Source organism: Pantoea sp. LMR881 (assembly GCF_027157825.1).
GTDB classification, from domain to species: domain Bacteria; phylum Pseudomonadota; class Gammaproteobacteria; order Enterobacterales; family Enterobacteriaceae; genus Pantoea; species Pantoea haifensis.
The window spans coordinates 133717-156301 of sequence record NZ_JAPVOK010000001.1 but is presented as its reverse complement, the minus strand read 5'-3'; the positions used below and the strand labels follow the sequence as shown (position 1 = coordinate 156301).

17 protein-coding genes and 3 pseudogenes are annotated in these 22585 nt (G+C 47.2%); 10 read left to right on the top strand and 10 right to left on the bottom strand.

Annotation, left to right across the window (positions count from 1 at the left end; genetic code table 11):
* Nucleotides 1–298 precede the first annotated feature (298 nt).
* Nucleotides 299–1006: a phage antirepressor KilAC domain-containing protein gene (locus O3W44_RS00935; RefSeq protein WP_269291627.1), complete on the bottom strand. Its 708-nt coding sequence runs from the start codon at nucleotides 1004–1006 to the stop codon at nucleotides 299–301.
* Between the two features lie 398 nt (nucleotides 1007–1404).
* Here O3W44_RS00935 and O3W44_RS00930 point away from each other — a divergent pair, with 398 nt between their 5' ends.
* Complete coding sequence (locus tag O3W44_RS00930) at nucleotides 1405–1839, top strand: 6,7-dimethyl-8-ribityllumazine synthase (RefSeq protein WP_269291626.1); 435 nt, start codon at nucleotides 1405–1407, stop codon at nucleotides 1837–1839.
* Nucleotides 1840–2184: 345 nt separating this feature from the next.
* Here the strand turns inward: O3W44_RS00930 and O3W44_RS00925 are convergent, their stop codons facing one another.
* Nucleotides 2185–2580 (bottom strand): hypothetical protein, encoded by a 396-nt coding sequence (locus O3W44_RS00925; protein ID WP_269291625.1) that lies wholly within the window; start codon nucleotides 2578–2580, stop codon nucleotides 2185–2187.
* Between the two features lie 442 nt (nucleotides 2581–3022).
* On the opposite strand from O3W44_RS00925, the gene O3W44_RS00920 reads away from it, so the two are divergent.
* The 3 genes from O3W44_RS00920 to O3W44_RS00910 all read left to right on the top strand — a co-directional run bounded on the left by O3W44_RS00920 (nucleotide 3023) and on the right by O3W44_RS00910 (nucleotide 6230).
* On the top strand, nucleotides 3023–3811 hold the full coding sequence (locus tag O3W44_RS00920; RefSeq protein WP_269291624.1) for a transcriptional regulator: 789 nt from the start codon (nucleotides 3023–3025) through the stop codon (nucleotides 3809–3811).
* 204 nt (nucleotides 3812–4015) lie between these two features.
* A complete protein-coding gene (locus O3W44_RS00915) occupies nucleotides 4016–4402 on the top strand; it encodes a DUF1090 domain-containing protein (protein WP_269291623.1) in 387 nt (128 codons plus the stop codon).
* A 553-nt stretch (nucleotides 4403–4955) separates the two neighbouring features.
* Nucleotides 4956–6230 (top strand): Glu/Leu/Phe/Val family dehydrogenase, encoded by a 1275-nt coding sequence (locus tag O3W44_RS00910; protein WP_269291622.1) that lies wholly within the window; start codon nucleotides 4956–4958, stop codon nucleotides 6228–6230.
* A 660-nt stretch (nucleotides 6231–6890) separates the two neighbouring features.
* On the opposite strand, the gene O3W44_RS00905 is transcribed toward O3W44_RS00910, so the two are convergent.
* From O3W44_RS00905 to fhuE, 4 genes and pseudogenes are all read right to left on the bottom strand, one after another.
* Nucleotides 6891–7223, bottom strand: coding sequence for a YebG family protein (locus tag O3W44_RS00905; protein WP_269291621.1), 333 nt, complete (start codon nucleotides 7221–7223; stop codon nucleotides 6891–6893).
* A 189-nt stretch (nucleotides 7224–7412) separates the two neighbouring features.
* Nucleotides 7413–8207: an SIR2 family protein gene (locus O3W44_RS00900; protein ID WP_269291620.1), complete on the bottom strand. Its 795-nt coding sequence runs from the start codon at nucleotides 8205–8207 to the stop codon at nucleotides 7413–7415.
* A pseudogene (locus O3W44_RS00895) lies at nucleotides 8204–8762 on the bottom strand (non-canonical purine NTP pyrophosphatase). The gene O3W44_RS00900 and the pseudogene O3W44_RS00895 overlap by 4 nt, the downstream one beginning before the upstream one ends.
* 202 nt (nucleotides 8763–8964) lie before the next feature.
* The gene (fhuE, locus tag O3W44_RS00890; protein WP_269291619.1) at nucleotides 8965–11190 is read right to left on the bottom strand and encodes a ferric-rhodotorulic acid/ferric-coprogen receptor FhuE; all 2226 of its coding nucleotides are present in this window, start codon (nucleotides 11188–11190) and stop codon (nucleotides 8965–8967) included.
* A 1162-nt stretch (nucleotides 11191–12352) separates the two neighbouring features.
* Between fhuE and O3W44_RS00885 the strand changes: the two genes are divergently transcribed.
* On the top strand, nucleotides 12353–12754 hold the full coding sequence (locus O3W44_RS00885; protein ID WP_269291729.1) for an H-NS family histone-like protein: 402 nt from the start codon (nucleotides 12353–12355) through the stop codon (nucleotides 12752–12754).
* Between the two features lie 20 nt (nucleotides 12755–12774).
* Here the strand turns inward: O3W44_RS00885 and O3W44_RS00880 are convergent, their stop codons facing one another.
* The gene (locus O3W44_RS00880; protein ID WP_269291618.1) at nucleotides 12775–13692 is read right to left on the bottom strand and encodes a LysR family transcriptional regulator; all 918 of its coding nucleotides are present in this window, start codon (nucleotides 13690–13692) and stop codon (nucleotides 12775–12777) included.
* 182 nt (nucleotides 13693–13874) lie between these two features.
* Nucleotides 13875–14974 (bottom strand): annotated as a pseudogene (locus tag O3W44_RS00875) (tyrosine-type recombinase/integrase).
* 304 nt (nucleotides 14975–15278) lie between these two features.
* Here O3W44_RS00875 and O3W44_RS00870 point away from each other — a divergent pair.
* The 3 genes from O3W44_RS00870 to map all read left to right on the top strand — a co-directional run bounded on the left by O3W44_RS00870 (nucleotide 15279) and on the right by map (nucleotide 18685).
* Nucleotides 15279–17453 carry a TonB-dependent siderophore receptor gene (locus tag O3W44_RS00870; RefSeq protein WP_269291617.1) on the top strand — a complete coding sequence of 725 codons (2175 nt, stop codon included), beginning with the start codon at nucleotides 15279–15281 and terminating at the stop codon, nucleotides 17451–17453.
* Between the two features lie 204 nt (nucleotides 17454–17657).
* Nucleotides 17658–17903: a ParD-like family protein gene (locus tag O3W44_RS00865; RefSeq protein ID WP_269291616.1), complete on the top strand. Its 246-nt coding sequence runs from the start codon at nucleotides 17658–17660 to the stop codon at nucleotides 17901–17903.
* A complete protein-coding gene (gene map / locus O3W44_RS00860; RefSeq protein ID WP_269291615.1) occupies nucleotides 17900–18685 on the top strand; it encodes a type I methionyl aminopeptidase in 786 nt (261 codons plus the stop codon). The genes O3W44_RS00865 and map overlap by 4 nt, the downstream gene beginning before the upstream one ends.
* 43 nt (nucleotides 18686–18728) lie before the next feature.
* Here the strand turns inward: map and O3W44_RS00855 are convergent, their stop codons facing one another.
* Nucleotides 18729–19799: a diguanylate cyclase gene (locus tag O3W44_RS00855; protein WP_269291614.1), complete on the bottom strand. Its 1071-nt coding sequence runs from the start codon at nucleotides 19797–19799 to the stop codon at nucleotides 18729–18731.
* A 345-nt stretch (nucleotides 19800–20144) separates the two neighbouring features.
* On the opposite strand from O3W44_RS00855, the pseudogene O3W44_RS00850 reads away from it, so the two are divergent.
* Nucleotides 20145–21031: pseudogene (locus O3W44_RS00850) on the top strand (siderophore-interacting protein).
* A 121-nt stretch (nucleotides 21032–21152) separates the two neighbouring features.
* A complete protein-coding gene (locus O3W44_RS00845) occupies nucleotides 21153–21824 on the top strand; it encodes a RipA family octameric membrane protein (protein WP_269291613.1) in 672 nt (223 codons plus the stop codon).
* Between the two features lie 62 nt (nucleotides 21825–21886).
* Here the strand turns inward: O3W44_RS00845 and O3W44_RS00840 are convergent, their stop codons facing one another.
* Nucleotides 21887–22522 carry an aspartate/glutamate racemase family protein gene (locus O3W44_RS00840; RefSeq protein WP_269291612.1) on the bottom strand — a complete coding sequence of 212 codons (636 nt, stop codon included), beginning with the start codon at nucleotides 22520–22522 and terminating at the stop codon, nucleotides 21887–21889.
* Nucleotides 22523–22585: the final 63 nt, after the last annotated feature.

Sequence of the window (22585 nt, the reverse complement as noted above, 5' to 3'; positions counted from 1 at the left end):
GCCCTGCATAATTAGCCCTTCACTAATCATTATTGATTGCTCAGGTCAGTTACTTTCTTGCTTCTTTTAAAACATCACGGATAGTGTGGAATATCCAGGGTAAGAAACAGTCGCGGTAATAGCGAAACCTTCTGAACAACGCATGTTTTTCAATTTGTGGATAGGTGATAAAAAAGGTATCAAAGCAAGACAAAGCGGGAAGAGAAAAAGAGGTGATTAATCAGAAAAATATTTTATCTGCTTGAGTATCACGCCTGGCCCTCAGCGGTGCATAAGACCAGACGTGCTATTGCGATCACTATGCTGCAGCCCCTTTCGGCTGAGTAGCGAGATGTCCAGCCCAGAGACCAGCCACCCATTTTACGCCTTTAGCCGTAAAGCGTGCCTGTGAAAAGGCATGCTGGTTTTCACCGACACCTGAATGCAAAGTAAAATACCCGGCCTGCAGGTGATAATGCTGCGGTGTCAGAGCGCCATTCGCGCGGTACATAATATTGCGCTCCAGCAAAAACTGGCGGAACTCTGTTTCTTTCACCTTCAGCATTTTACAAAGTTGGCGAAAACCAAGCGATTCTTCAACCTGCACAAAGCGGTCAAAAAATTCCGCCTTTGGGGCAGAAAGCGCCAGTTGTTGTTCCGCTGCCTGACGCTGTTCGAACTGTTCAGCCCAGGCGCGAGCCGCCGCTGCAGGATTAGTGAAGTCCGGTAAATGGGCATTTTTTTCACGATCCTGCCAGCGATCTAACGCTTCCGCTGTAAATCCCGGAGAAAGGCGGGCAACCGCAAACAATGAATCGCGTTTGTTCAGGCAATACTCCTGACGCATTTCCCCTTCATGCTCATACAAATTAATCATTATAGGCTGCGTGAGGCGCTGCGCGGTTTCCAGACTTTTGATCAGGCGTTTTACTTCGCCGTGCGTAATGCCGGTCAATTTGGCAATTTCACGACTGCTCATCGTAACCGATTGATCCAATGTGTTGAGGTTTTCTGTCGACATCATCATAGGCTTCACCATCCACTTACTCACACCAATACCCAGCGGGCAGTAGAAATATTATACAAAGACCTGTTTAAATATCCAGTGTTTTTTTTAACCGATCTTGTTATCTAGAGCGTTAACTCATTGGGGGTTTACTCACAAAGCTATTACGACTGATAAAGTCGGACACAGATTCTTTACATTACAGTATACTGCGAGCAGTCGAACCTCATTGGCTACGCTGTTAAAGGCATTAACATCGGTCGCATAGCCGTTTTTGCATCAAGTTTTGATTCAATAGCGGTAAAAATAAGAGAGGAGTTAATGCCGAAAATGTGCCTGTGAGGGCTAACTTTATCAATGCGGATGCGGGATCCTGATTGATTCGCAACCTCCGCACAGTCACTTTTACTGGAGTAATCATGCAACCGTTGAATGTCGCCTTTATCAAAGCAAACTGGCACAGCGAGATTGTTTCTCAGGCCCTGGTGGGGTTTCAGCAAGAATTAGAGAATCGCGGCGCGCCGTTTGAAATTACAACGTGGGACGTTCCGGGTGCGTTTGAGATGCCGCTTTTGGCACAACGTCTGGCTCAAACCGGCAAATACGACGCCATTGTTTGTGCTGCGCTGGTGGTTGATGGTGGCATTTATCGTCATGATTTTGTTGCCCAGGCTGTAGTAAGCGGTTTGATGCAGGCGCAGCTTGCGACCAATGTGCCCGTGTTTTCTGTTTCACTCACGCCACATAATTTCCAGCCTGCTGAAGAATTTATCGACTTCTATACCGCGCATTTTGTGAAAAAAGGCAAAGAAGCCGCCCGTGCTGTAAGCCAAATTCATGCGCTGGAGCTGTAACTCACCGCTGCGTTAACGTTGTAAACGCTGCCAGTTTTCAGTTACCGGCAGCGTGTTTATCTTATAAACAACCGCCCCTGACCCGCTAAGCCAGCTGATACGCCCTCTTTCATTGCCTCATTACCCAGGCAGCACCTGGATCGCATCAGGTTCTCAGACATACCACCATCCACTGGCAGACCCTCTGTTTCCGATACAACGAGACAACGCCATGAGTCTGACTGGACGACAGCCGCAGGAGAGTCCTTTTTACCGAGAGGAAAGTTTTGCCGTGTGGCATTAAAAAAGGGAGAAAGAAGAAAGCGTGTTTAGCGCATCGCCACCGCAACGCGCTAAACATCATGCTCAACCTTGCGCGTCGTTGTGCTCTGCGAACGAGGCCTTATTACGTGTTACAGAATAAGCTACTTTTTTAACGTTTTCAGGTGATGTTGTGATCTCAACTGGCGCAATAGTGACGCGGCCTAAACCAAATAGTGTTGGGACATAACCCCCAACCTTATGCTTGCCCGCTGGCACATGAATAAGTTTACTTTCACCGTTAAGCAATTCACCGGCATCTTTGCCGTCGACGGTCAGGTAGACATTAGAACCATCATCTGCACGAGTCACAATGTGCGAAACATTGATTTGCGTTGGACCGACAGCAAATTCATTTGGTGCATCTTCAGATGAATGTTTGGCGCATCCCGCCAACAGGGTAGCGGCTGTGAGCGCGGCGAGTGTAAAACGATAACGCATTATGGCAGTCTTTCTCCATGGCAATTGAATTATCTATTTTAGCGTTTTTAACCGGGGATTAAAGCCCGGAGAGAGTCGGCATGCTCTTAAAAAATAATTTTAAATGCCAAGATCTTGTCAGGTGTTTTCGTTGCTTTGCCTGCGCGGTATGCATTACTCACAGAAACCCGCCTGTAAACCCGTATGTATCAGGGTGCCTGGCATCTGCTCTCCCCTGTTTCTGGCAAAGGCGGCTTTTTTTACGCTTTTTATCTGACGTATAAGTTTTCTATCAATAAGATTATTGATAATAAAAATCAGTCGTTAAGAACAATCTCCATCCTTACTTTTGAAAATCACGCTAGCTCACCCCTTAACAAACCTTTCTATTTGACTTAATGAGGTTCATAGTGGTTTTTCATCCTCGGTGAACCCGACGGCCACCCCCTGCATAGGGATTAATATGCAACTTCATACCACAGACACTGTTTGCGCAATAACCGGCACGCATCCAGCAAACCTGAAACGCTGGATGCAGCACGGTTTGATTTCAGGTAATTCTTCTGTCAGCGGCTGGAGTGATAACCAGCTCGCTGAAATTCGTAGCCTGGTTACGCTAACAGGTACAGGCGCGACCTTGCAGGAAATCAATACCGGTAAAGTCTTGCAGCGTCCGGTCTGTACCGCAGGCTGGGCGGCGCGTAAAGGCGACTTGCTCTGGCAACTTGAGTACGGCACTCAGATGTCGCTTTATCGTAAGATGCGGGAGATGTCGAATAATTACTGCGGTGACGATTTAATTTACCAGTTACTGAGCCCGCTTAGCTGCTGGCTGCAAAACGACGAACGGAAAGGTGCGCGACGTCGACTGGCTCGCTTTGAACTCAGCGTTCAACAGCAGGCTCAGGTGGTTATGCGCACATCATCACGTCGTGGTGAAAGCGTACCGTTATTTCTGGAAGCAGTCAGTATCAAGAACGCGAGTGAAATCTGGCTTGAGGCAATTCGCCTTACTGCAATGGGCTTTAACGTCAGTCTCTCTTCCGTTGTGACAGGTACACCTGCAGACAAGCCCCAACGCCATCACCATCATGTTTTGTGGTGTGGCGCAGGTATTAATAAAGTCATGTATCAATATTTTGATGATGAGCGAGCCGCAGGTAACGCAGTGATGCTAAGCGGACCTGACAAAAATTTATATCGTTCATTAAATAAGGCAGCCGGTATGATTCTGATGTCAGGCATAGCCTGACTCCTTTCATAAATATTACGCTGCACTTGCCGTTGTCATTTTTCCTGTAATACTGCCGTCCATACATTTATGAAATGCGCCCTAAATCATTCAGTCATTGAGTAATTACACGCAAATCATCCTGTATATTGTCTCTGGTTAAGGATCTCTTAAGGTTGCTGAGTATAATGCGCGACATGCCCTTCAAACCAAAAGAGAAAAACCATGAAACAAACATTTTTAGCCATCATGATTTGCGCTTTGCCTTTTACTTTTTCCTTTGCCCATGCGGCTTCTGATTTAACAGGCTGCGCAGCTAAAAAACATGAAATTGAGCAACAAATAGAGTTTGCCCGCAAGCACAACGCACTTTCCCGTATCAGCGGTCTGGAAAAGGCGCTAAATGAAATTACTGAACATTGCACTGACAGTGATCTGTTACAACAGCGTCAGGCTAAAGTTGCTGAAAAACAAATGAAAGTGCGAGAACGCGAGCAGGAACTGGCACAAGCACAGGCTAGTGGTCGCCCCGGTAAAATCGAAAAGCGCCAACAAAAACTTGATGATGCCCGACAGGAACTTGCCGAGGCTGAGCAGGCCCTTTCCTTGTAATCACGCTTACAAATGCAAAAGACAGAATCCAACTCCTGGCTTTTTGCATTTATTTCTTTGCTGTTTTTAGCTCACACAACGTTGTTGAAAGGGTGAATTTACCTCTGACAGATAACAGTCAATTGCGGTTTGAATAAACTTAACGCCATGGCAGTTGAAAGGTGTGTTCAATTCACTAATCTTAAAATTCTGCCATTACTTAAAATAATCCTTTAATAAGTTATATTCATGCACCATGTTGGTGCGATAAAGTCAATGTCACTTATCAACATTTCTTTCACTTTTTGAACATCTTCAAAAATATCAAAAATGATAAATATTGTTTTTTATGCATTCATTACGCATTTCTTTTGCATTCTTATGCGCCCATGCCAGGCTTGATTACCGGATAGTTATTCATATTTTCCCGGAAAAGAAGGCCAGCCGCGCTGTTTTAAGACAATACGACCCCATCAAATTTTCTGCCAGAGTGATAAATTATCTGCGCGCGGTTGAATGCGCTCTGTATCCACGGCTCTACACAATAAATAACTTCATTAAGAAAGGTTTTTATATGGCTAAGTTATCTTACGCGTCTGAAAGCAGTACATCTGCCTGGTCAACTTATCTACAGCAAATCGACAGAGTTGCGCCTTATATGGGCGATTTGTCGCGTTGGATTGATACGTTACGTCACCCTAAACGAACCTTGATTGTTGATATTCCTTTGCAAATGGACGATGGCACTATCCGCCATTTTGAAGGTTATCGCGTTCAGCACAATCTTTCGCGCGGTCCGGGAAAAGGCGGTATTCGCTACCATCCGGATGTTGATCTTAATGAAGTGATGGCTTTATCTGCCTGGATGACCATTAAATGTGCAGCGGTGAATCTACCTTATGGCGGAGCGAAAGGCGGTATTCGCGTCGATCCCTTTACGCTTTCAGAGGGCGAACTGGAGCGTTTAACACGCCGCTATACCAGTGAGATTGGAATTATTATTGGGCCACAAAAAGATATTCCTGCGCCGGATGTTGGGACCAATGGCAAAGTCATGGCCTGGATGATGGATACTTTCTCAATGAACCACGGCACCACGATTACTGGCGTGGTAACAGGCAAACCCATTCACCTGGGCGGCTCGCTGGGGCGCGAAAAAGCAACTGGCCGTGGCGTCTTTATTACGGGGCGTGAAGTCGCGCGTCGCGCAGGCATTGAAATTGAAGGAGCCCGCGTAGCAGTGCAGGGTTTCGGCAACGTTGGCAGCGAAGCGGCACGGCTCTTTGAAGAGGCTGGCGCACGCGTTGTGGTGATTCAGGATCATACCGCGACGCTGTTTAATAAAAGCGGTATCAATATGGCAGCATTGACACAGTGGCAGATTGAGCACAAACAGATTGCAGGTTTTCCCGGTGCGGTAGCGATTGATAAAGACGCGTTCTGGACGACCGATATGGATATTTTGATCCCAGCGGCGCTGGAAGGACAAATCACCCGCGAGCGCGCAGAAACATTGAGCTGCAAACTGATTTTAGAAGGTGCAAATGGCCCCACCTATCCTGACGCAGATGATATGTTGGCCTCACGCGGTATCATCGTGGTACCCGATGTAATATGTAACGCTGGTGGCGTAACGGTGAGCTATTTTGAGTGGGTACAGGATATGGCCAGCTATTTCTGGAGCGAAGAAGAGATCAACAATCGATCCGATAAAATCATGACCGACGCTATGGTTCACGTATGGGAAAAAGCGAAAGAAAAGGACTGTTCCCTGCGCACGGCAGCCTACATAGTAGCCTGTGAACGTATCCTTATGGCACGTAAAGACCGCGGCATTTATCCAGGCTAACTCTCTGTCATTTCTGGCGACACGGCAATTATTACCGCCAACCGCATATTATCGGTACTGTGAACCCGCCACTCTGGCGGGTTTTACCGTCTGATTTAACTCCACCCTCCTGCTGATAAGATTTCAGATCAAAAGATGCAAAAGCGTTGGCTGAAGGTTGTTGCAGCCTAACCAAACAGACGAATTGATACATGCATGGAATGTTTTTACAGCGCAATGGGTATTGATTGATCTAAAGCAATGTCCCTGCGCCTCTCAACTGCCAGTTTATGTAAACAGGTTTCCGACTACATAGCGACAGCAGGAGATAATATGACAGCAAGTAAAATCGGTTTAATGGGTGGACTGGTTGTGTGGCTGGCCTACGTTGCGTGGATGGCTCATTTTTATTCCAGCACCTTTATGCAGTTCTCTAACTTGTAGCAGCTCGCAATTGAAATCCCTCCGACTCGCAATCAGCGCAAGTTTCGGCCCACATTAACTGCCAATGAACAACAGCTCCGGCTCACATTAAGTGACAATGAATACTACTTAGAGCTGCCAGAAAAGAACTGTATTCATAAGATTGAGGTGGAGGTGCGCAGTATGCTTTATGGGATTACCCCCTCCTCAAAGCGCAAACAAAAACGCCGAAAGCATAATACTTTCGGCGTTTGGCTATCAGGCGGCTTTAACCGCTCGGACTTTTTTCGTGTTGGTCGCTGTGGCGACATCGTCATTTTCTTCGTGATCAACAGCGGAGGCAGACGGTAAAGCTTCTGGCAGCTTACTGGTGCGAAGAATATGCTGAACGGCGTCTTTTTGCTCCGCAATCAGCAGGCCCAGCGTTTCAGCCTGTGTTTCTTCTAATGCAGGTTGATGCTGTAACAGCCAGTCGGTAAAGGCTTCAGCCATATCGAGCATTTTGTCGTAGGCATCGGCCTCTTTCTTATTGGCAAACGTCATCTTCTCTTCACCCTTTCTGACGACTACAAATTTTGTTTCGACAGCCATTTTCTCGCCCTCTGATACTGTGTTTATATACAGTATAACACGATAGTTTTTGATTACCACTCGAGATTATCAGTGTATAACCCGGCATACCCCGACAACCTTGATCGAATCACCTGTTTTTCATTAGTGACTGAATAATCAAGCCAAAAAGGGATGAGTGGAATGTTTCTGCTGTAAAACATGCAAGCATCAGACGATCAGTTCTTGCAGAAAACTCGCAAGGGCCTTACGCGGATCATCCTCCTCTGACACGATCATCTCAATGCCCCATTGCCCCAGCACTTCTTTTGCCACTGGATTATTACGATTAGTAAACAGATAAGATTTTGGGCGGGCTGTGGCCAGCCCGGTGCGGCCCCACATTTTAGTCAAACGATAAAACAGCAGGCGTATGTTAAAGTCGCTAATGCTGTAACCGACAAACAATACCGAATTGCCCATCACATCATGTGTGAGTTTGATGTCCAGCGGAGAATCAAAATAGAGGCGTTCGAAGTAACTGCTTTCATCCAGCACAATCGACGTGTCATCATCGAAATCACCGTGTAACTTGATGATATGGCGCTTGTCTTCTGTCAGGGCTACTAAATCCGCCGCATTAGCTACTTTTGAATAGGGAACGCCATGCGCATCATGTGCGGCTTCCAGCCAGCGGTCATAATTGGTTGTGTAGATACGCGAAAACTGACCCTGCGTGATCATCGTGTGAATTTCAGAGGTACGAACATCAATATCTGGCCGATGCCATTCACGATCCATCCAGCTTCTTAACGGCCCAAGTGAACCTTTCTTTTGCTTGTAATACTCCGCCAGCGACAGATGCGTACCGTAAGTATTAAAAATTTCGGGGTCATAGCCCAGCTCATTGGCTAAATGAGAAATCAGTTCATGCCATTCAGGCAGGCCGAGGTTGCGCGAAATACCGGCGCCAGCGAATAAGATCAATTTTCCTGAATCATAGGCGCGTTTTAGTTCTGGTTTCATGCCACTCCCCGAGCGGTTTTCAAAAAGGTGGCGAAACGATCCAGCGCAATACGGCGCATGGATATCTCATTTTTTTATCACCCATTTCTGCAAACGTTTGACTACAGCCTTCAGGAATAAAGACGCAATCCCACTGAAATCCACGTGTACCCGCTGGTTTAGCGGCAATAGTGCCCCGAAGCTCACCAGAAAACTGATACATTTTACGGCCATCGCAATAGCCAAGTACCGTTTTGGCTGTGACTCCTGGCTATCCAGCCCTTGCACCAGCGAGGCGAAACGCTCGGCATCCAGGCGATTCCAGAATATGCGTGTCAGTCCGGCAGGCAAGCCATTCAGACCATCCAGATATAAGCCAGTATGCTCGACAAACAGAGGCCGGCCGATGATAGAAAAAGCCTTGGTCAGCTTATCGCGCACCAGTTCTAATTCGTTTTCAGTTTGAATTTCTTCGATGCGGCGGGCGACAGGTAATACCTCAACGCCCACCGGTTCAAGAATTTTGCGTACCTCTGCCAGCTTTGGCTCACTGGCAGAAAGAAATCTGATTTTCATGCTGTATCCCGTTCAGTAAGTTACCAGTTTACTGTTTTTATGATGTCGCAAGGCAGGATAAATCGCTAACGCTGGAGAGTGTAGCGCAAATCAGTACGGCGGGCGGGAAGAACCGTCGCGGATGAGCAAGGCAATGAACGACGAAACGCCCCCGGAGAGGCGTTTCGTCTTTGTACCGTTGCGCGGCGGCGCGATACGTTTATCAGAAACTATAGCTGGCAGTAACAGATACGTTGCGCGGTGCGCCGTATACAACGTCTCCTTCGAGGTTGGTATCGTACTCTTTATCGAACAGGTTATTGATGTTAGCTTGCAATGCCAGCTGTTTCGTTACCTGGTAGCGACCAAAGAGGTTAACCAGCGCATAGCTACCCTGTTCAGAATAGAAGGTTCCGTTGCCATCAGGCCCGGCGCTCTCGCTCCAGACATGGGTCTGCCAGTTGACGCCACCGCCCACGGTCAACTCCTGCAGCATCGGTAAGCGATAGCTGGTGAACAGTTTCAACTGAGTGCGCGGCAGATAAGAACTCACCGCCTCCCCATCACGATCTTCTGCAACGTAGCGGGTCCCACCAAAGGTCATTTGCCAGTTATCGGTTAAGGCTCCGTTTACCTCAAATTCTACGCCCCGGCTTACGGTACCTTTTCTGGCGATATAAGCGTAATCAGTTGATCCTTCAATTGTCCGGCCGGTACTTTCACCAACGTTATCCAGCTCAGTACGGAATACCGTGAATGACGTCGTCAGGCGGCTGTTAAACCAGTCTGATTTAACGCCGGCCTCGTAGTTTTTACCGACCACAGGCGAAAGGAAAGCACCGCTGGCATCCCGGTAAGACTGCGGTTTGAATATTGAGGTATAGCTGGCATAAGTTGACCAGTTTTCATTGATGTCATACACCAGCCCGCCATAAGGCGTGATGTTGTTTTTTTCCATGTCAGTCGTCAGCGTGTCGGTGCTCCAGCGGGTATAACGCGCGCCGAGAATCAGGTGCAGCGGATCGGCAAGAGAAATACGAGTCGCCATATAGGCTGATTTCTGACGTGTTGTGTCATCCTGTGCAAGCGTTCGTGGATCCCAGTCGCTTTCAGGAAATTGTCCGTTGTAATTATTGAAATTACCCAACTCTTCTGGCGAGATATTTTCAAATGCGCTGTAGTAGGTATTTTGCTGTTTGCTATAGCTTACGCCAGCCATTAATTCATGGGTGCGGCCAAACAATTCATACGGGCCACTTACAAAAGTATCCACTGCATCAACTTTTCGCTTTCCCGTGTTGTAGCCAGTACCGGCTACGACCGGATAGCCGGCGTAAGGGGAAACGCCAATACCGGTGGTTTTATCAAAATAACCATCTACATACATCATTTTACTGTCGAGCAGCGTTTCATTATGCGTGCCATTCAGCGTTAACTGCCAGCCGTTATCAAACGCCTGTTGCAGGTTAACGAAAACTTTTTTGCTCTCTTTATTATTGTAAGTCCAGTCAGGTGCGGTATTGAAACCACGACGATAATCAGTTTTGCTGCCATCAGTGTAAAAACGTGGCAAGCCGCCCCACATTGGGCTGTCTGCTTTCGTTTGCTGATACTCATAGCCAACCGACAGTGTTGTTGAGTCGGTCAGATCGGCATCAACAATCGCCGACAGGAATTTCTTTTCTGCGCCATAACGCTCAACAAAACTGTTTTTATCCTCATAACCTGCGACCAGACGTCCGCGCACATTGCCTGATTCAGTCAAAGGTGACTGTACATCTGCCACGTAACGCTGTTTATTCCAGCTGCCATAACTGGCAGAGAGATCGCCTGTCGCTACAGGACTGTTTGCATGTTTACGAATCAGGTTAACTGCGGCCGAAGGATTGCCTGCACCAACAAGCAAACCATTAGCGCCACGGACGACCTCAATACGGTCATACAGAGCAGTATCCGTTTGAGCATCACCTAAATTCCAGCGTTCTTCAAATACGCTTGGAATGCCATCGACCATGTAATTATCAATCAGGAAGCCGCGGGAATAGTAGGTTTTGCGGTCCATATCAGCGGTGCTTTCCTGAATCGCAGTGGTGTTATTTAACACCTCACCCAGCGACTGAAGCTGCTGATCCTGCATGCGTTGTTTAGTGATAATACTCACCGACTGAGGAATATCTCGTACGGTTGAGGTTAACTTTGTCCCGGCGCGCGTGACGGGCACGCTGTAATCCGTTTCAGCTGTATCAGCGCCTGAACTGTCAGCCGATGCATTGACCGTTATGGTTTGATTATCTGCTGCTGCGGCAGTTGTCGTCTCCGCCGCGCGGACATTGTGGTGCGTAAAGGCGGTAGCAACGACAACCGCCAGTAAAGAGAGACGCAGGGGGTGTTTAGCCTGAAGGGGTTCACACACCCGGGATTCCCTGACGCGCTGAATATCAGAAGGCATTACATCATTCCTCATTTATTTTTAATTTTTTGCCACTGTTCACAGCCATGCCTTCGTGACGGGAAAACGACCAGGCCTTGCTCTGGCTACCGTTGACTGACATTTCCCTTGACGCGTCATTGTGCTGGCGTGATGTAACCTATAAAGCAAATGAGAAATATACGCATTGCCATTATCATTGCAAGAATTTGTTAGCAAATGATGCCAATTTTATTGAAACTGTAAATACCAGGAAAACCTTTGATAACAATGGATTTTTCAGAAATAACAAGAACGTTCTGACAAGCTGATTGAGAAGAAATGCCATAATATCAACAATAAAGCGTTATAAAATCGCCGTTTTATTGCAAAGGAAAGTTGCAAATCCAGACGCCAGAACGGCTGCTTTTAGCGAAAAGATCAACACGGGCGAGCGGGAGGTTATCAACCGCAAGTGTCTCTGCATTGCCCTCACTCTGGCGGTGCAGGCAGTCGGGCTGGAACCGTTGTAGTTGACTAAAATTGTGAGTGCGCTTTTTTATTTTTCTGTGACACAGCAGGGCTCCATTTAAAATTCCCTTTATCTGACATAGCCTTGAATATTGAAAACCGAATAACGGCAGATAAATTGTATTCCACAATCCTTTGTTCAGAAGAGACAGGGCTTATATAACACAGCGTTAAGTTCGGCCTCTGTTGTCGATAAAAATAATTCCGTCACGTTCGTAATTTACTGCTTCGGGTTATGGCAAGGTTTACATTAAAGCAAATTATTTTTATTACGCACTCGATTTATGTTTATTCACATGGCATATCAATAAGCGAAACATAGTCTTGATAACATAATTTCCTCTGCTTTGTTTGAATCCGTGTTCAGCGAGAATTTTAGCGTGTAAAGTAATACAGGAAATACCCGGGGTTATGGGTGTTTTGCGTATGCAGGCTCACCTCTTTAGCGGAATGCGTAAAATGTATTTTCATGTCTTTTGCTGTTGGCATTTTAAACAGCGTTGACAGCACGAAGTGTTTTTAAATCGTGTCATTTTATGCAGGAGGTAAAAGGCGACGCCCTCAGATGGGCGTGCTCAGTAGATTTTTAGATCATGATGTGTTTATTTTTTTAATTGATTTCCGTAAACTGACGCGCTTTATAATTATTCGTTCCCTCTTTAAGGATTTATCAATGAGTGATGCGCTAAAAGCGTTGAACAACTTGCGCACTTTGCGCGCCCAGGCCCGTGAAGTTGATGTTGAAGCATTAAATGAAATGCTTGAAAAACTCTCTGTTGTCGTTGCAGAACGTCGAGAAGAAGAAGAAACTGCTCTCGCATCACAGCGCGAAAAGGCAGACAAGTTGGCAAAATATAAAGAGATGTTATTAAATGACGGCATCGATATTTCAGATTTAACCATGCTAGCCTCGGTTGAACCGAAAACTAAAGCTAAACGCGCACCGCGTCCGGCGAAATATCAGTACGTTGATGAAAACGGTGAAACCAAATCCTGGACAGGTCAGGGTCGGACGCCCTCACCTGTCAAAAAAGCACTGGATGCTGGCGGTTCACTGGATGATTTTCTGATTTAAGCTGTGCTGCGGCGCTTATGTTAAGCGCCGCTTTGACTTACCGTACTGGTTGAAAATAACACACTGCGCAGCCAGCGAAAGCCCTCGTCACGGTGAGTGCGTTCATGCCATACAACGGTTTTTGTGAAGCCAGGAATCGTTAACGGCGGCGTCATTACTTTCAAACCCTGGGTATTTACAGCCAGGCGACGCGGTATCACCGCAACTAAATCGCTCACTCGCAGAATTTCTGGCAACACTAAAAAACTGCTCACTGATAAGGTAACGCGTCGTTTTCGTCCCAGCTTTGCCAGTGCATCATCCGTTACGCCACGAAAGAGCCCGCCTGCATAGGAAACCAGGGCGTGATCCAGTGCGCAGAAGGTATCGAGCGACATTATTTCATCAATAACTGCCGGGTGATCCTGCCGCAGAAGACAAACATAGTCTTCATCATAAAGAGCATGTGCGTGCAGATCGAGCGGTGTTGTTTCAGGTGTGATTAAAGCGATATCAACATCACCGTTTTCCAGCTGCGATTTCACCTGATCGTTATTAACCGGTAAAACTGCAACCCGAATCCCAGGGGCCTGTTGGCGTAATGTTGCCATAAAGGGCACGACGATCGCGCGTAACGCATAATCAGTGGCCGCCAGGGTAAACGTTATTTCCGCCGTCCCGGGATTAAAAGCTTTGGGTTGTAACAGTGAATTTACATCATACAAGATTTGCTTCACTGGCGTGGCCAGCTCCAGCGCCCGTAATGTTGGAATGATCCCTCTTTGTGTGCGGGTAAAAAGAGGATCATCAAAACAATCACGCAGCCGGGTGAGCATTCCGCTTACTGCGGGTTGCGTCAGGGCCAACCTTTCAGCAGCACGTGTGACGCTGCGCTCTTCAAGCAAAGCGTCTAATGCTTTAAGAAGGTTAAGATCCAGCGTTCTGATATCAGTTGTCATGATAAGCTCAGCGGGTATGTAATGATCTGCTTATTTCAACATAATCACTCTTCGTCGAACACCCTTTTCAAAGACTGCTCTGACTGCATACTTGCCGCATTATAGTTACAACATAATATTGGCGATAATAAGGCGATAATAATCAGTTCCGTGCTAAACCTGGCTCTCTGATAACCATGCCGTCAGGCAGACATATTCATCATTGCCTGTTCACTTAAATAAAGCTTTTCGCCTTCAAAACGGTGATCAGGCACGTGATAACTTTCGCAGCTAATAATTTCCTGAATACTTTGAGAGTAATTGTCGAGTGCTTCACGCATCTGGTCTAAATAATTATGGGTATCATAAACGCGGTCAATGCCTTCTAATGCATGATTCATGATTTTTCGCGCAACATCATTGGGCGTATTCAGAGCTGATAATTTTGAACGTGCTGTTCGGCGTAAATCACGCGGTGAAAACGGTTCCAGACCTAATCCACGAGGGGCTCGTATCATTCGCCTTAATGCCTGATTAAGTGCCCCTTTAGAAACGGGCTGAAATGTATCGCGAGGCGCAGGTACGAGCCAGGGGGATAACGGATCTGATGCTGCAATAAGTGATTCAATACATAAACGCATTAAAGGCGAAACAGGCAGAATATGTTCGCGCTGAGATTTATTACGTGTCCCCTGCTTCCACAATCCCAGTATTAAATCAAATTCTGTTTTTTGCGCCTGAACAATTTCATCCGGACGGCGTGCACTCACCAGACATAAACGTAAAGACCAGCGAACCTGTTCTGATAATGCCCAGTTATCCAGGCCATGCCAAAAAACCCAAATTTCAGCATCGGATAATTGCCGGGTGCGCGGCGGTGTTCCTCGCCCGGCCACATCACGCTTTTTCATTGAGGCTATGGGAGAATGATCAAGATACCCCTGTATTTCAGCCCAGGCCAAAAATTGTTTGGTCAATGCAAATACGCGCCGGGCCTCTTCTTTTTACCTTCAGCAATCAGATGATTATACAGGCGATTCAACCGCAGACGCGTGATGCTCTTTAACGGCAACATGCCGATTTGAGGCAGCACATGTTTCAACAGCGAAGAGATAGCTATTTCTGGTCTGCGTCGGGTTATCAGTAAAGAGAGTTTTACCCAGACTTTCAGGACCTGCTCTACAGAACCGTCATCCCCGAAATTATCAAGCTGAGCAAGCGATGATTGCTTCACGTTTTCCAGCCAAAGTACAACATGGCGGCCAACGTGGGGCGAAACGCATTCCTTTTGTCGATCAGTCATAGCGTGAATTTACGTTTTATCAGACACAGTTGAGGTGAAGTCTACCATTTTTTTGTTTATGACTCCAGACTTAATAGGTCTGGAGTCATAAAGACACGTTTACAGGCATATTAACACGGAAACAGCATCAGATTACGCACTGATAAAACTGCTATCTGAACCTGACTGATGAGCGTTTTTTACCCAATTGTTGAGGAATGTAAAGGTTTGGCGAGCGCATATACAATGATAAGCATTATCATTATCATACGCATTTGCTTACAAACGTAAATGTTTCAGGGAGATCCTTTAAGTGAATGTAACTATGCGTGTCCAAAAGCGCCCCGCCGCGCTTTTGCTGGCTGGACTGTTAAGCACCTCTGCTTACGGTGCAAGTGAGGAAGAAACAGAAAAACTGGCTGATGATGAAACCATGTTAATCACTGCCGAGCAGGAGTTAAAACAGCAGCCAGGTGTCTCTACTATCACAGCGCAAGACATTGAAAAAAGCCCTCCTGTAAACGATCTTTCCGACATTATTCGAAAAATGCCTGGCGTCAACCTGACGGGTAACACGGCCAATGGCAGCCGCGGTAATAATCGCCAAATTGACATTCGCGGCATGGGACCAGAAAACACGTTGATTTTGATCGATGGCGTTCCCGCCAGTTCACGTAACTCTGTACGTTATAGCTGGCGAGGCGAGCGTGATTCACGTGGCGATACCAACTGGGTTCCGCCTGAAATGGTTGAGCGTATTGAAATTATTCGTGGTCCGGCAGCAGCGCGCTATGGTACTGGCGCAGCAGGCGGTGTGGTCAACATTATCACCAAACGCCCCACTAATGACTGGCATGGCTCACTGTCACTCTACACAAATCAGCCTGAAGATAATAAAGAAGGCGCAACCCGACGCGCTAACTTTAATCTGAGCGGACCGCTGGCTGGTGAAGCTTTGACCATGCGGCTGTATGGCAACCTTAATAAAACCGATGCTGATGCTTTCGACATTAATACTGCTGAAAATGGTTCTGCCGCTGCGGGTCGTGAAGGCGTGCGTAACAAAGATATCAATGGTGTGCTGTCTTGGAAGATTACGCCGTTACAAATTATTGATTTTTCTTATGGTTACAGCCGACAGGGCAATATCTATGCGGGTGATACGCAATACAGCAATGGTGCGGGCAATGCGCTGATTGAATCACTCGAAGGTGATGAAACCAACCGTCTCTACCGCCAAAGTTATGGCATCGCACATAACGGTATCTGGGACTGGGGCCAGTCGAAGCTGACGTTTAACTACGAAAAGACCAATAATACCCGTCTGCAGGAGGGCACAGCAGGCAGTAGCGAAGGCCGAATCAATAGCACGACTTTCTCAACCAGCCGTTTTGAAAGCTACCGAGCAGGAAGTGAAATCAGTTTCCCAGTTGAAATTTTGCGAGAACAAACCGTTACCCTTGGTGCTGAATGGAATCGTGATGAACTCAACGATCCGGCTTCAATGCAATCGACGAATGCTTCTGAAGCCAATATTGGTGGGGTGAGTGGTGATGGATCTGGGCGCAGCAGTAAAAATTCGGCCACCATTAGCTCACTCTATTTTGAAGATAACATCGCTGCCACCGATAGTACGGAAGTTATTCCCGGTCTGCGCTTTGATTATCACGACAGTTTTGGTGCGAACTGGAGTCCAGCTCTCAACATCTCTCAGGGTTTAGGTGATTATTTCACATTAAAAGCGGGCATTGCGCGTGCTTTTAAAGCGCCAAATTTGTACCAGTCAACAGAAGGCTATTTACTGTCAACACGTGGCAATGGTTGCCCTGTAAGCATTCAGAGTGGCAGATGCTATTTACTGGGTAACAAAGATCTTAATCCTGAAGTGAGCGTCAACAAAGAATTAGGTATCGAGTTTAGCCACGAAGGTTATGTTGCTGGCATTACCTGGTTCCGTAACGATTACAAAAATAAAATCGTCGCAGGCACGCAAGTGATTGGTTATACCGCAAACGGTGACAATATATTGCAGTGGAGCAACGGCGGCAAAGCTGTTGTTGAAGGACTGGAAAGTAATATGACGATCCCGGTTATTCGTGACACGCTGGAATGGCGCACCAACGCAACCTATATGTTCCAGTCGAAAGATAAAGATACGGGGAATCCGCTGTCGATTATTCCTGAATACACCATCAATACCATGCTGGACTGGCAGGTTACGCAGAATTTTTCCAGCAACCTGAACTGGACAATGTATGGCCGGCAAAAGCCGCGCGAATATGCAGAATCGCGTACTGAAGCTAATGCTTTGTCGACTAAAGAAATTGGCGCTTACTCTATAGTTGGCCTGAATTTCAATTACGATATCACGAAGAATCTACGTGCTAACGCGGGCATCAGTAACCTACTGGATAAGCGTATCTATCGTGAAGCGCAAGGTGCATCTACCTATAATGAACCTGGCCGCGCCTATTATGCAGGTTTAACGGCTTCGTTCTGATAACAAGTGGTAATGAAAGCGCCTTATACTCAGGCGCTTTTTTTTAAACAGTGGGTTAATCAAGCCATTTCCTGTTTCATTTATCATCCTGAGCCGCATGCCAACGCCCACTTTACGTTACAACGTCACTTTAAATCATAATGCTGGGTTTTTATCTTACGTTCTGGCAATATACGAACCATATACGTTTTATATAGGTTTAATATGGGTATCGTAAAAATTTCCGATATGATGCATGAAAACCTGCGCATTGCCAGCCAGGCAATGAGCCGTTCCATTAACTCACAAGCAGAGCACTGGATGAAGTTAGGCATGCTGGCTGAACTCTATCCCAATCTTAATCAACATGAACTGGCGCAATTGCTTATTCGCGTTGAGCTTAAAGGTGGCTCTGACATCCGCCATTTAGTCGTTAGCGACACCATGACTTCACAAGGAGATGTGTCATGAACACAGTAAAAATCCACTCTCAGCATGAAATCGAGCTGGCGCGTGCCGCAGGACAGGCTGCCGCTCAGGTGCTGGCCATGATTACGCCCTTTGTTAAGCCTGGCATGACCACCGAAGCGTTAGACGATATTTGCCATGACTATATCGTTAACCAGCTCAAGGTGACGCCAGCCAATATCGGCTATCACGGCTACAGCCGCACTACCTGTACATCGGTTAATCATGTGGTTTGTCACGGTATTCCTGCGGGTAAAAAACTGAAGGATGGCGATATCGTTAATATTGATGTTGCGATTATCAAAGATGGTTGGTATGGCGATACCAGTCGTATGTATTTTGTCGGGCAGCCATCGGTTCGTGCTAAACGGCTGGTTGATATCACTTATCAGTCAATGGTGGCGGGGATCAGGACGGTGCGTCCTGGCGCGACCTTAGGTGATATTGGCGCTGCGATTCAGCGCGTTGCCGAAGGTGCAGGCTTTTCAGTAGTACGTGAATATTGTGGGCACGGCGTAGGCGAAATCTATCATACCGAGCCTCAGATTTTGCATTACGGTACGCCTGGCGAAGGGATGCCCCTCAAAGCCGGTATGATTTTTACCATAGAGCCAATGATTAATGCAGGCAAAGCCGGGACCAGCGTGCTCTCTGACGGCTGGACAGTCGTGACAAAAGACCGCTCGCTATCAGCGCAGTGGGAACATACCGTTGCGGTGACAGAAAGCGGCTTTGATTTGCTGACCCCGTGGCCAGACGGTACGGGCGAATACGACGCGATATAAATGCAGCGGCGTAGACGGAAGCGCGCTGCGCTTCCTGTCTGAATCAGTGAAGTGAATCATCGCGCCACAACTGAATGCCGTTACGCCCTGCGCGCTTCACCTGATAAAGTGCTTCATCGGTAAAGCGCAGCCATTCATGGATAGATTGCGCTTTAATTGCAGCCGCAATACCCACGCTGACTGAGCATTGAAAATCAGCGGATGCGGGCAGCTGAATCAACGCGATCTGGCTTTTTAACTTCTCCGCTAATACCACGATAGTGTCATCATCAGCATCTCGCACAATGACGCCCAACTCATCACCGCCAAAACGGGCCGGAATATCCTTTATTCCTACATTGTCACGCAGTAATGCTGAAATTTCTGCCAGCAAGAAATCCCCCGCTTCATGACCGAATGTGTCATTAACGCTTTTAAAACGATCAACATCCAGCAGCATTAGATAGGCGTTACCCTCGCCGCGTTGCGTGCGCAGAAATTCACTTTCAAGCCGACGGTCAAACAGTCTTCGATTAGGGATCTTTAGCCCAGGATCCATCAGCGCAATACGTTCAAGCTCACGGTTCTTTTTGCGTAAACTCAATGTGAGATTATGCGAAACAATACTTAGCGCCAGTAAATAGCCCGTCGCCAGCGGCAATGTTAACCACACGGTTCGCGTTGAAAAATCCGTCTCCACCGGCGAACCCTCTGCTGCCCACACCATTACGAAAGCGAATAAAAAAGCCTGTAGCGCCGCTATCAGCTGCGGCCATCCGCCAGCTGAATAACGATCGGCAATGAGTATGGCCATAATGATAAAAGATGGCAGCGGGCTGATCGCCATCATAGCAACCCAAATTCCCCCAAATGCAGCATCCAGTGTCAAATTTATACGTTCGCGCCCTGTATGGTCGCGTGAAGATAATGCCAGCCGATAAGCGATATAAGGCCAGACAAACGCATTAATAAAAAGTAAGGCATAAGCGCCCGCTCCTTTTCCTGCTTCCATTAATACTGACAAAATGGGAAGAAAACAGAGAAACGTTCCTAGCTGACGCATGGCGAACATACGGCGCACAAATCGCGTTGAGCGCAACTTCAGATGGTTATCATCAGGAGAGTAATAGTTCATCGATCAGCAGAATTAACGGAGAATTAACGCAGTTTATCGAGAATTATCAAAAATCGGAGAGATTTTTTTAGACTTTTCACATCAAGGGAAAGCAGGATGAATCAAAAAGGTAAAATCACGGCGACGCGCTGGGTGGAAAACAGGTCAGTCGTGAAGCGTCCCGCTCCCGCACGCCTGAATGAGATAAGGCTCACGCCTGATGAAATTATCGCTGGTCCTGTTTCTTGCCAGGTAACTGTCTGTCCTCTTCAGCGCGATAATCCGTTAGACAGGCCCGTTACGAAATGATAAGAATTCTCGTTTGAAACATGTCGATTTTCCTTTCACCTGATGGAGATCCCCTGCATGGCTGCTGGTTACCGCCTGTTTAACGTTCGCTTAAAAAGCAAATATCTGCTGTCACCCTCTATGCTGCGCTGTGTATTTACCGGTGACGATATCTGTCAGATGAAATCAGATGGACCCGATCAACGCATCAAGCTGCTGTTCGCTGCTGAAAACGGTGAAACACCCAACATGCCTGTCAGCGATAGCTGGTATGAAGATTATCTGGCACTGCCACGCCAGCAGCGTCCGGTATTACGCACCTATACGCTTCGTGCGGTTTCACACGAGCAAAAACAGGCCATTGTTGATGTTGTTATGCACGGTGAAACCGGGCCGGCATCCCGTTGGGCCTTTCATGCACAACCAGGGGATACGTTACAAATCGTTGCACCTAACGCCCTGGCTGAGGAAGACAGTGGCGGTTATGAATGGTTGCCACATCATCAGGTACGTCAGGCACTGCTGATTGCTGATGAAACAGCTCTGCCTGCCGCTATGAATATTCTTGAAATGCTGGCAAAGCAGGCAAACCCACCGCAGGTACAGGCTTTCTTTGAAGTCCCGCTACGTGAAGATTGCCTCACTTCTGTTGAATTTCCTTTTGCGCATCTGTACTGGTTACCCCGTGAAGAGACCGGCAGTACGGTTTGGGGGAGCGTTTGCTGGCAGCGATACAGGAAACATTGCCGCTTCCTGTAGCAGCTTGCGAAAAGCCCTATGAAAAGGTGAATGAAACAGGCGACGATGAGCTGTTATGGGAACGTGCCGACGGCAATCAGCCGTTTTATGGCTGGGTTGCTGCTGAATCCACCGCTGTAAAGCGTCTGCGCCGCTTTTTACTGGATGAGTGCTGCCTGGATCGCAGCTGCATAAACTTTATGGCTTACTGGTCACATCGTGTTTAACCGGTTTTGTTTCGTTCCTTCAGTCGGCTCGCATTACCTTAACACGCTTAACTGAAACGTATGTCATTTTTTATTAAGGTGATTAAAATAAGTGGAAAAGGGTTATTGAGACACTAATACAATGAATATACATAAAGATGACGCGCAATTTATGCGCGATTTCCTTGACGAGGATATTGTTACTATCGAAACAGATTCCCGTCATGCAGCCAGAATCAATCAGTCGTTACAGATTGCGATCGTGCAAAAAAATGTTGAAGCGGATTCAGACTGGAAACGTTCAGCAACTTTTCTCCTTTTGTTCGTGTTTCTCTATGCTGCGCTTGGCGCATCGCTTACGTTAGATTTGTCGCCGGGCGATTCCGACCATATCAGTATTGTCTATGCTTTGCAGGCTATCCCGGTGCTTATTGCCTTCTCCGGCTTTTTTATCTCAATACTCTTTTTGTTTATTACTCGCGCCAGCGCCCGCAAACAAAGGAACTGGGAACGGACCATTCATATACTCGAAAAATATTCGAGCGGGAATATGTTTAAATTAACCCATACTCAGGGCGCCGGAACCAGCAATTATTCTCTGCCTGCCATTATTATTTCACTCGCTTTATTTATTTGCGTCACCTGGCTTGTCATTTACAACTATCTGACATTTACCACCAGTGGCGTGTTTGGCAGCGTGATTTCATTGTTCATCAGCACGATGGTCTACGTCATTCTTGATATTCAATTGCTGAAGCCCTTTAGGCATGTTGTAGAAAGAGAGCTGGCTGAGTCGGAAAAAGACAAGGAATAAGTACTGCACTGCGATGCCGTTTGCAGGCGGCATCGCATGAACGGAATGCTCGTCGGTTGCCTTTAACGACCGAGCTGACTGGCAAACAGACCGGCTGACTGTACCGCATCAATAGCAATTTGACCGAGTTGCTGATTTATCGCATCAGCGAGACCAATGGTGGAAAAACCAGTGCACGAAAAGGCAATCACCTCTATACCCTGGCGATACAGCTGATCGGCACACGCTAATGCACTTTGTCGCCCTTGCGACGTCAGTAAATCTGTTGTGTTTGTTATCCCTTCCGGGCGCGCATAAATAACCGATTCACCCAGATAATGTTTAAACGGACGTGGTGCCTCTGCCCCAATTCCCATTACTGCCACCGGGCGCTGCAACATCGCTGCAATACTGGCTGCTGCGCTTCCTGCACTGACCACCGGAATATTTACCGCCTTACGCAGTTCTGCAAGGCCTGGATCAGCGGCACAGCTCAGAAACAACACGTCACACTGCGACTGCAATTGCTGGCCAAGTGCAATGATTTTGGGTACAGCAAGAGCTTCGCTGGCGTCATCAAATATCCCCCTGGGCTGATCGGGAATGCAGCGACTAACAGAATTCAGTCCATAGGCCTGATAAATTAACCGACCGTGCTCTTCAATAAAGTGTTGATCCGGGTGGGTAAGGACCCGAATAATCCCTAGCGTAGATGACATAGTTTTACGTTCCTGTTATAGCGAGCCATAGAGATACCATACAAAGCACTGTCACAGTGTGTA

Excerpts from the sequence above, each read along its gene's own strand:
- O3W44_RS00925 (WP_269291625.1), bottom strand. The coding sequence starts at position 2,580 with ATGCGTTATCGTTTTACACTCGCCGCGCTCACAGCCGCTACCCTGTTG.
- O3W44_RS00865 (WP_269291616.1), top strand. The coding sequence starts at position 17,658 with ATGGGTATCGTAAAAATTTCCGATATGATGCATGAAAACCTGCGCATT.
- O3W44_RS00920 (WP_269291624.1), top strand. The coding sequence starts at position 3,023 with ATGCAACTTCATACCACAGACACTGTTTGCGCAATAACCGGCACGCAT.
- O3W44_RS00845 (WP_269291613.1), top strand. The coding sequence starts at position 21,153 with ATGAATATACATAAAGATGACGCGCAATTTATGCGCGATTTCCTTGAC.
- O3W44_RS00935 (WP_269291627.1), bottom strand. The coding sequence starts at position 1,006 with ATGATGATGTCGACAGAAAACCTCAACACATTGGATCAATCGGTTACG.
- map (WP_269291615.1), top strand. The coding sequence starts at position 17,900 with ATGAACACAGTAAAAATCCACTCTCAGCATGAAATCGAGCTGGCGCGT.
- O3W44_RS00840 (WP_269291612.1), bottom strand. The coding sequence starts at position 22,522 with ATGTCATCTACGCTAGGGATTATTCGGGTCCTTACCCACCCGGATCAA.
- fhuE (WP_269291619.1), bottom strand. The coding sequence starts at position 11,190 with ATGCCTTCTGATATTCAGCGCGTCAGGGAATCCCGGGTGTGTGAACCC.
- O3W44_RS00880 (WP_269291618.1), bottom strand. The coding sequence starts at position 13,692 with ATGACAACTGATATCAGAACGCTGGATCTTAACCTTCTTAAAGCATTA.
- O3W44_RS00900 (WP_269291620.1), bottom strand. The coding sequence starts at position 8,207 with ATGAAACCAGAACTAAAACGCGCCTATGATTCAGGAAAATTGATCTTA.
- O3W44_RS00855 (WP_269291614.1), bottom strand. The coding sequence starts at position 19,799 with ATGAACTATTACTCTCCTGATGATAACCATCTGAAGTTGCGCTCAACG.
- O3W44_RS00870 (WP_269291617.1), top strand. The coding sequence starts at position 15,279 with ATGCGTGTCCAAAAGCGCCCCGCCGCGCTTTTGCTGGCTGGACTGTTA.
- O3W44_RS00905 (WP_269291621.1), bottom strand. The coding sequence starts at position 7,223 with ATGGCTGTCGAAACAAAATTTGTAGTCGTCAGAAAGGGTGAAGAGAAG.
- O3W44_RS00885 (WP_269291729.1), top strand. The coding sequence starts at position 12,353 with ATGAGTGATGCGCTAAAAGCGTTGAACAACTTGCGCACTTTGCGCGCC.
- O3W44_RS00910 (WP_269291622.1), top strand. The coding sequence starts at position 4,956 with ATGGCTAAGTTATCTTACGCGTCTGAAAGCAGTACATCTGCCTGGTCA.
- O3W44_RS00930 (WP_269291626.1), top strand. The coding sequence starts at position 1,405 with ATGCAACCGTTGAATGTCGCCTTTATCAAAGCAAACTGGCACAGCGAG.
- O3W44_RS00915 (WP_269291623.1), top strand. The coding sequence starts at position 4,016 with ATGAAACAAACATTTTTAGCCATCATGATTTGCGCTTTGCCTTTTACT.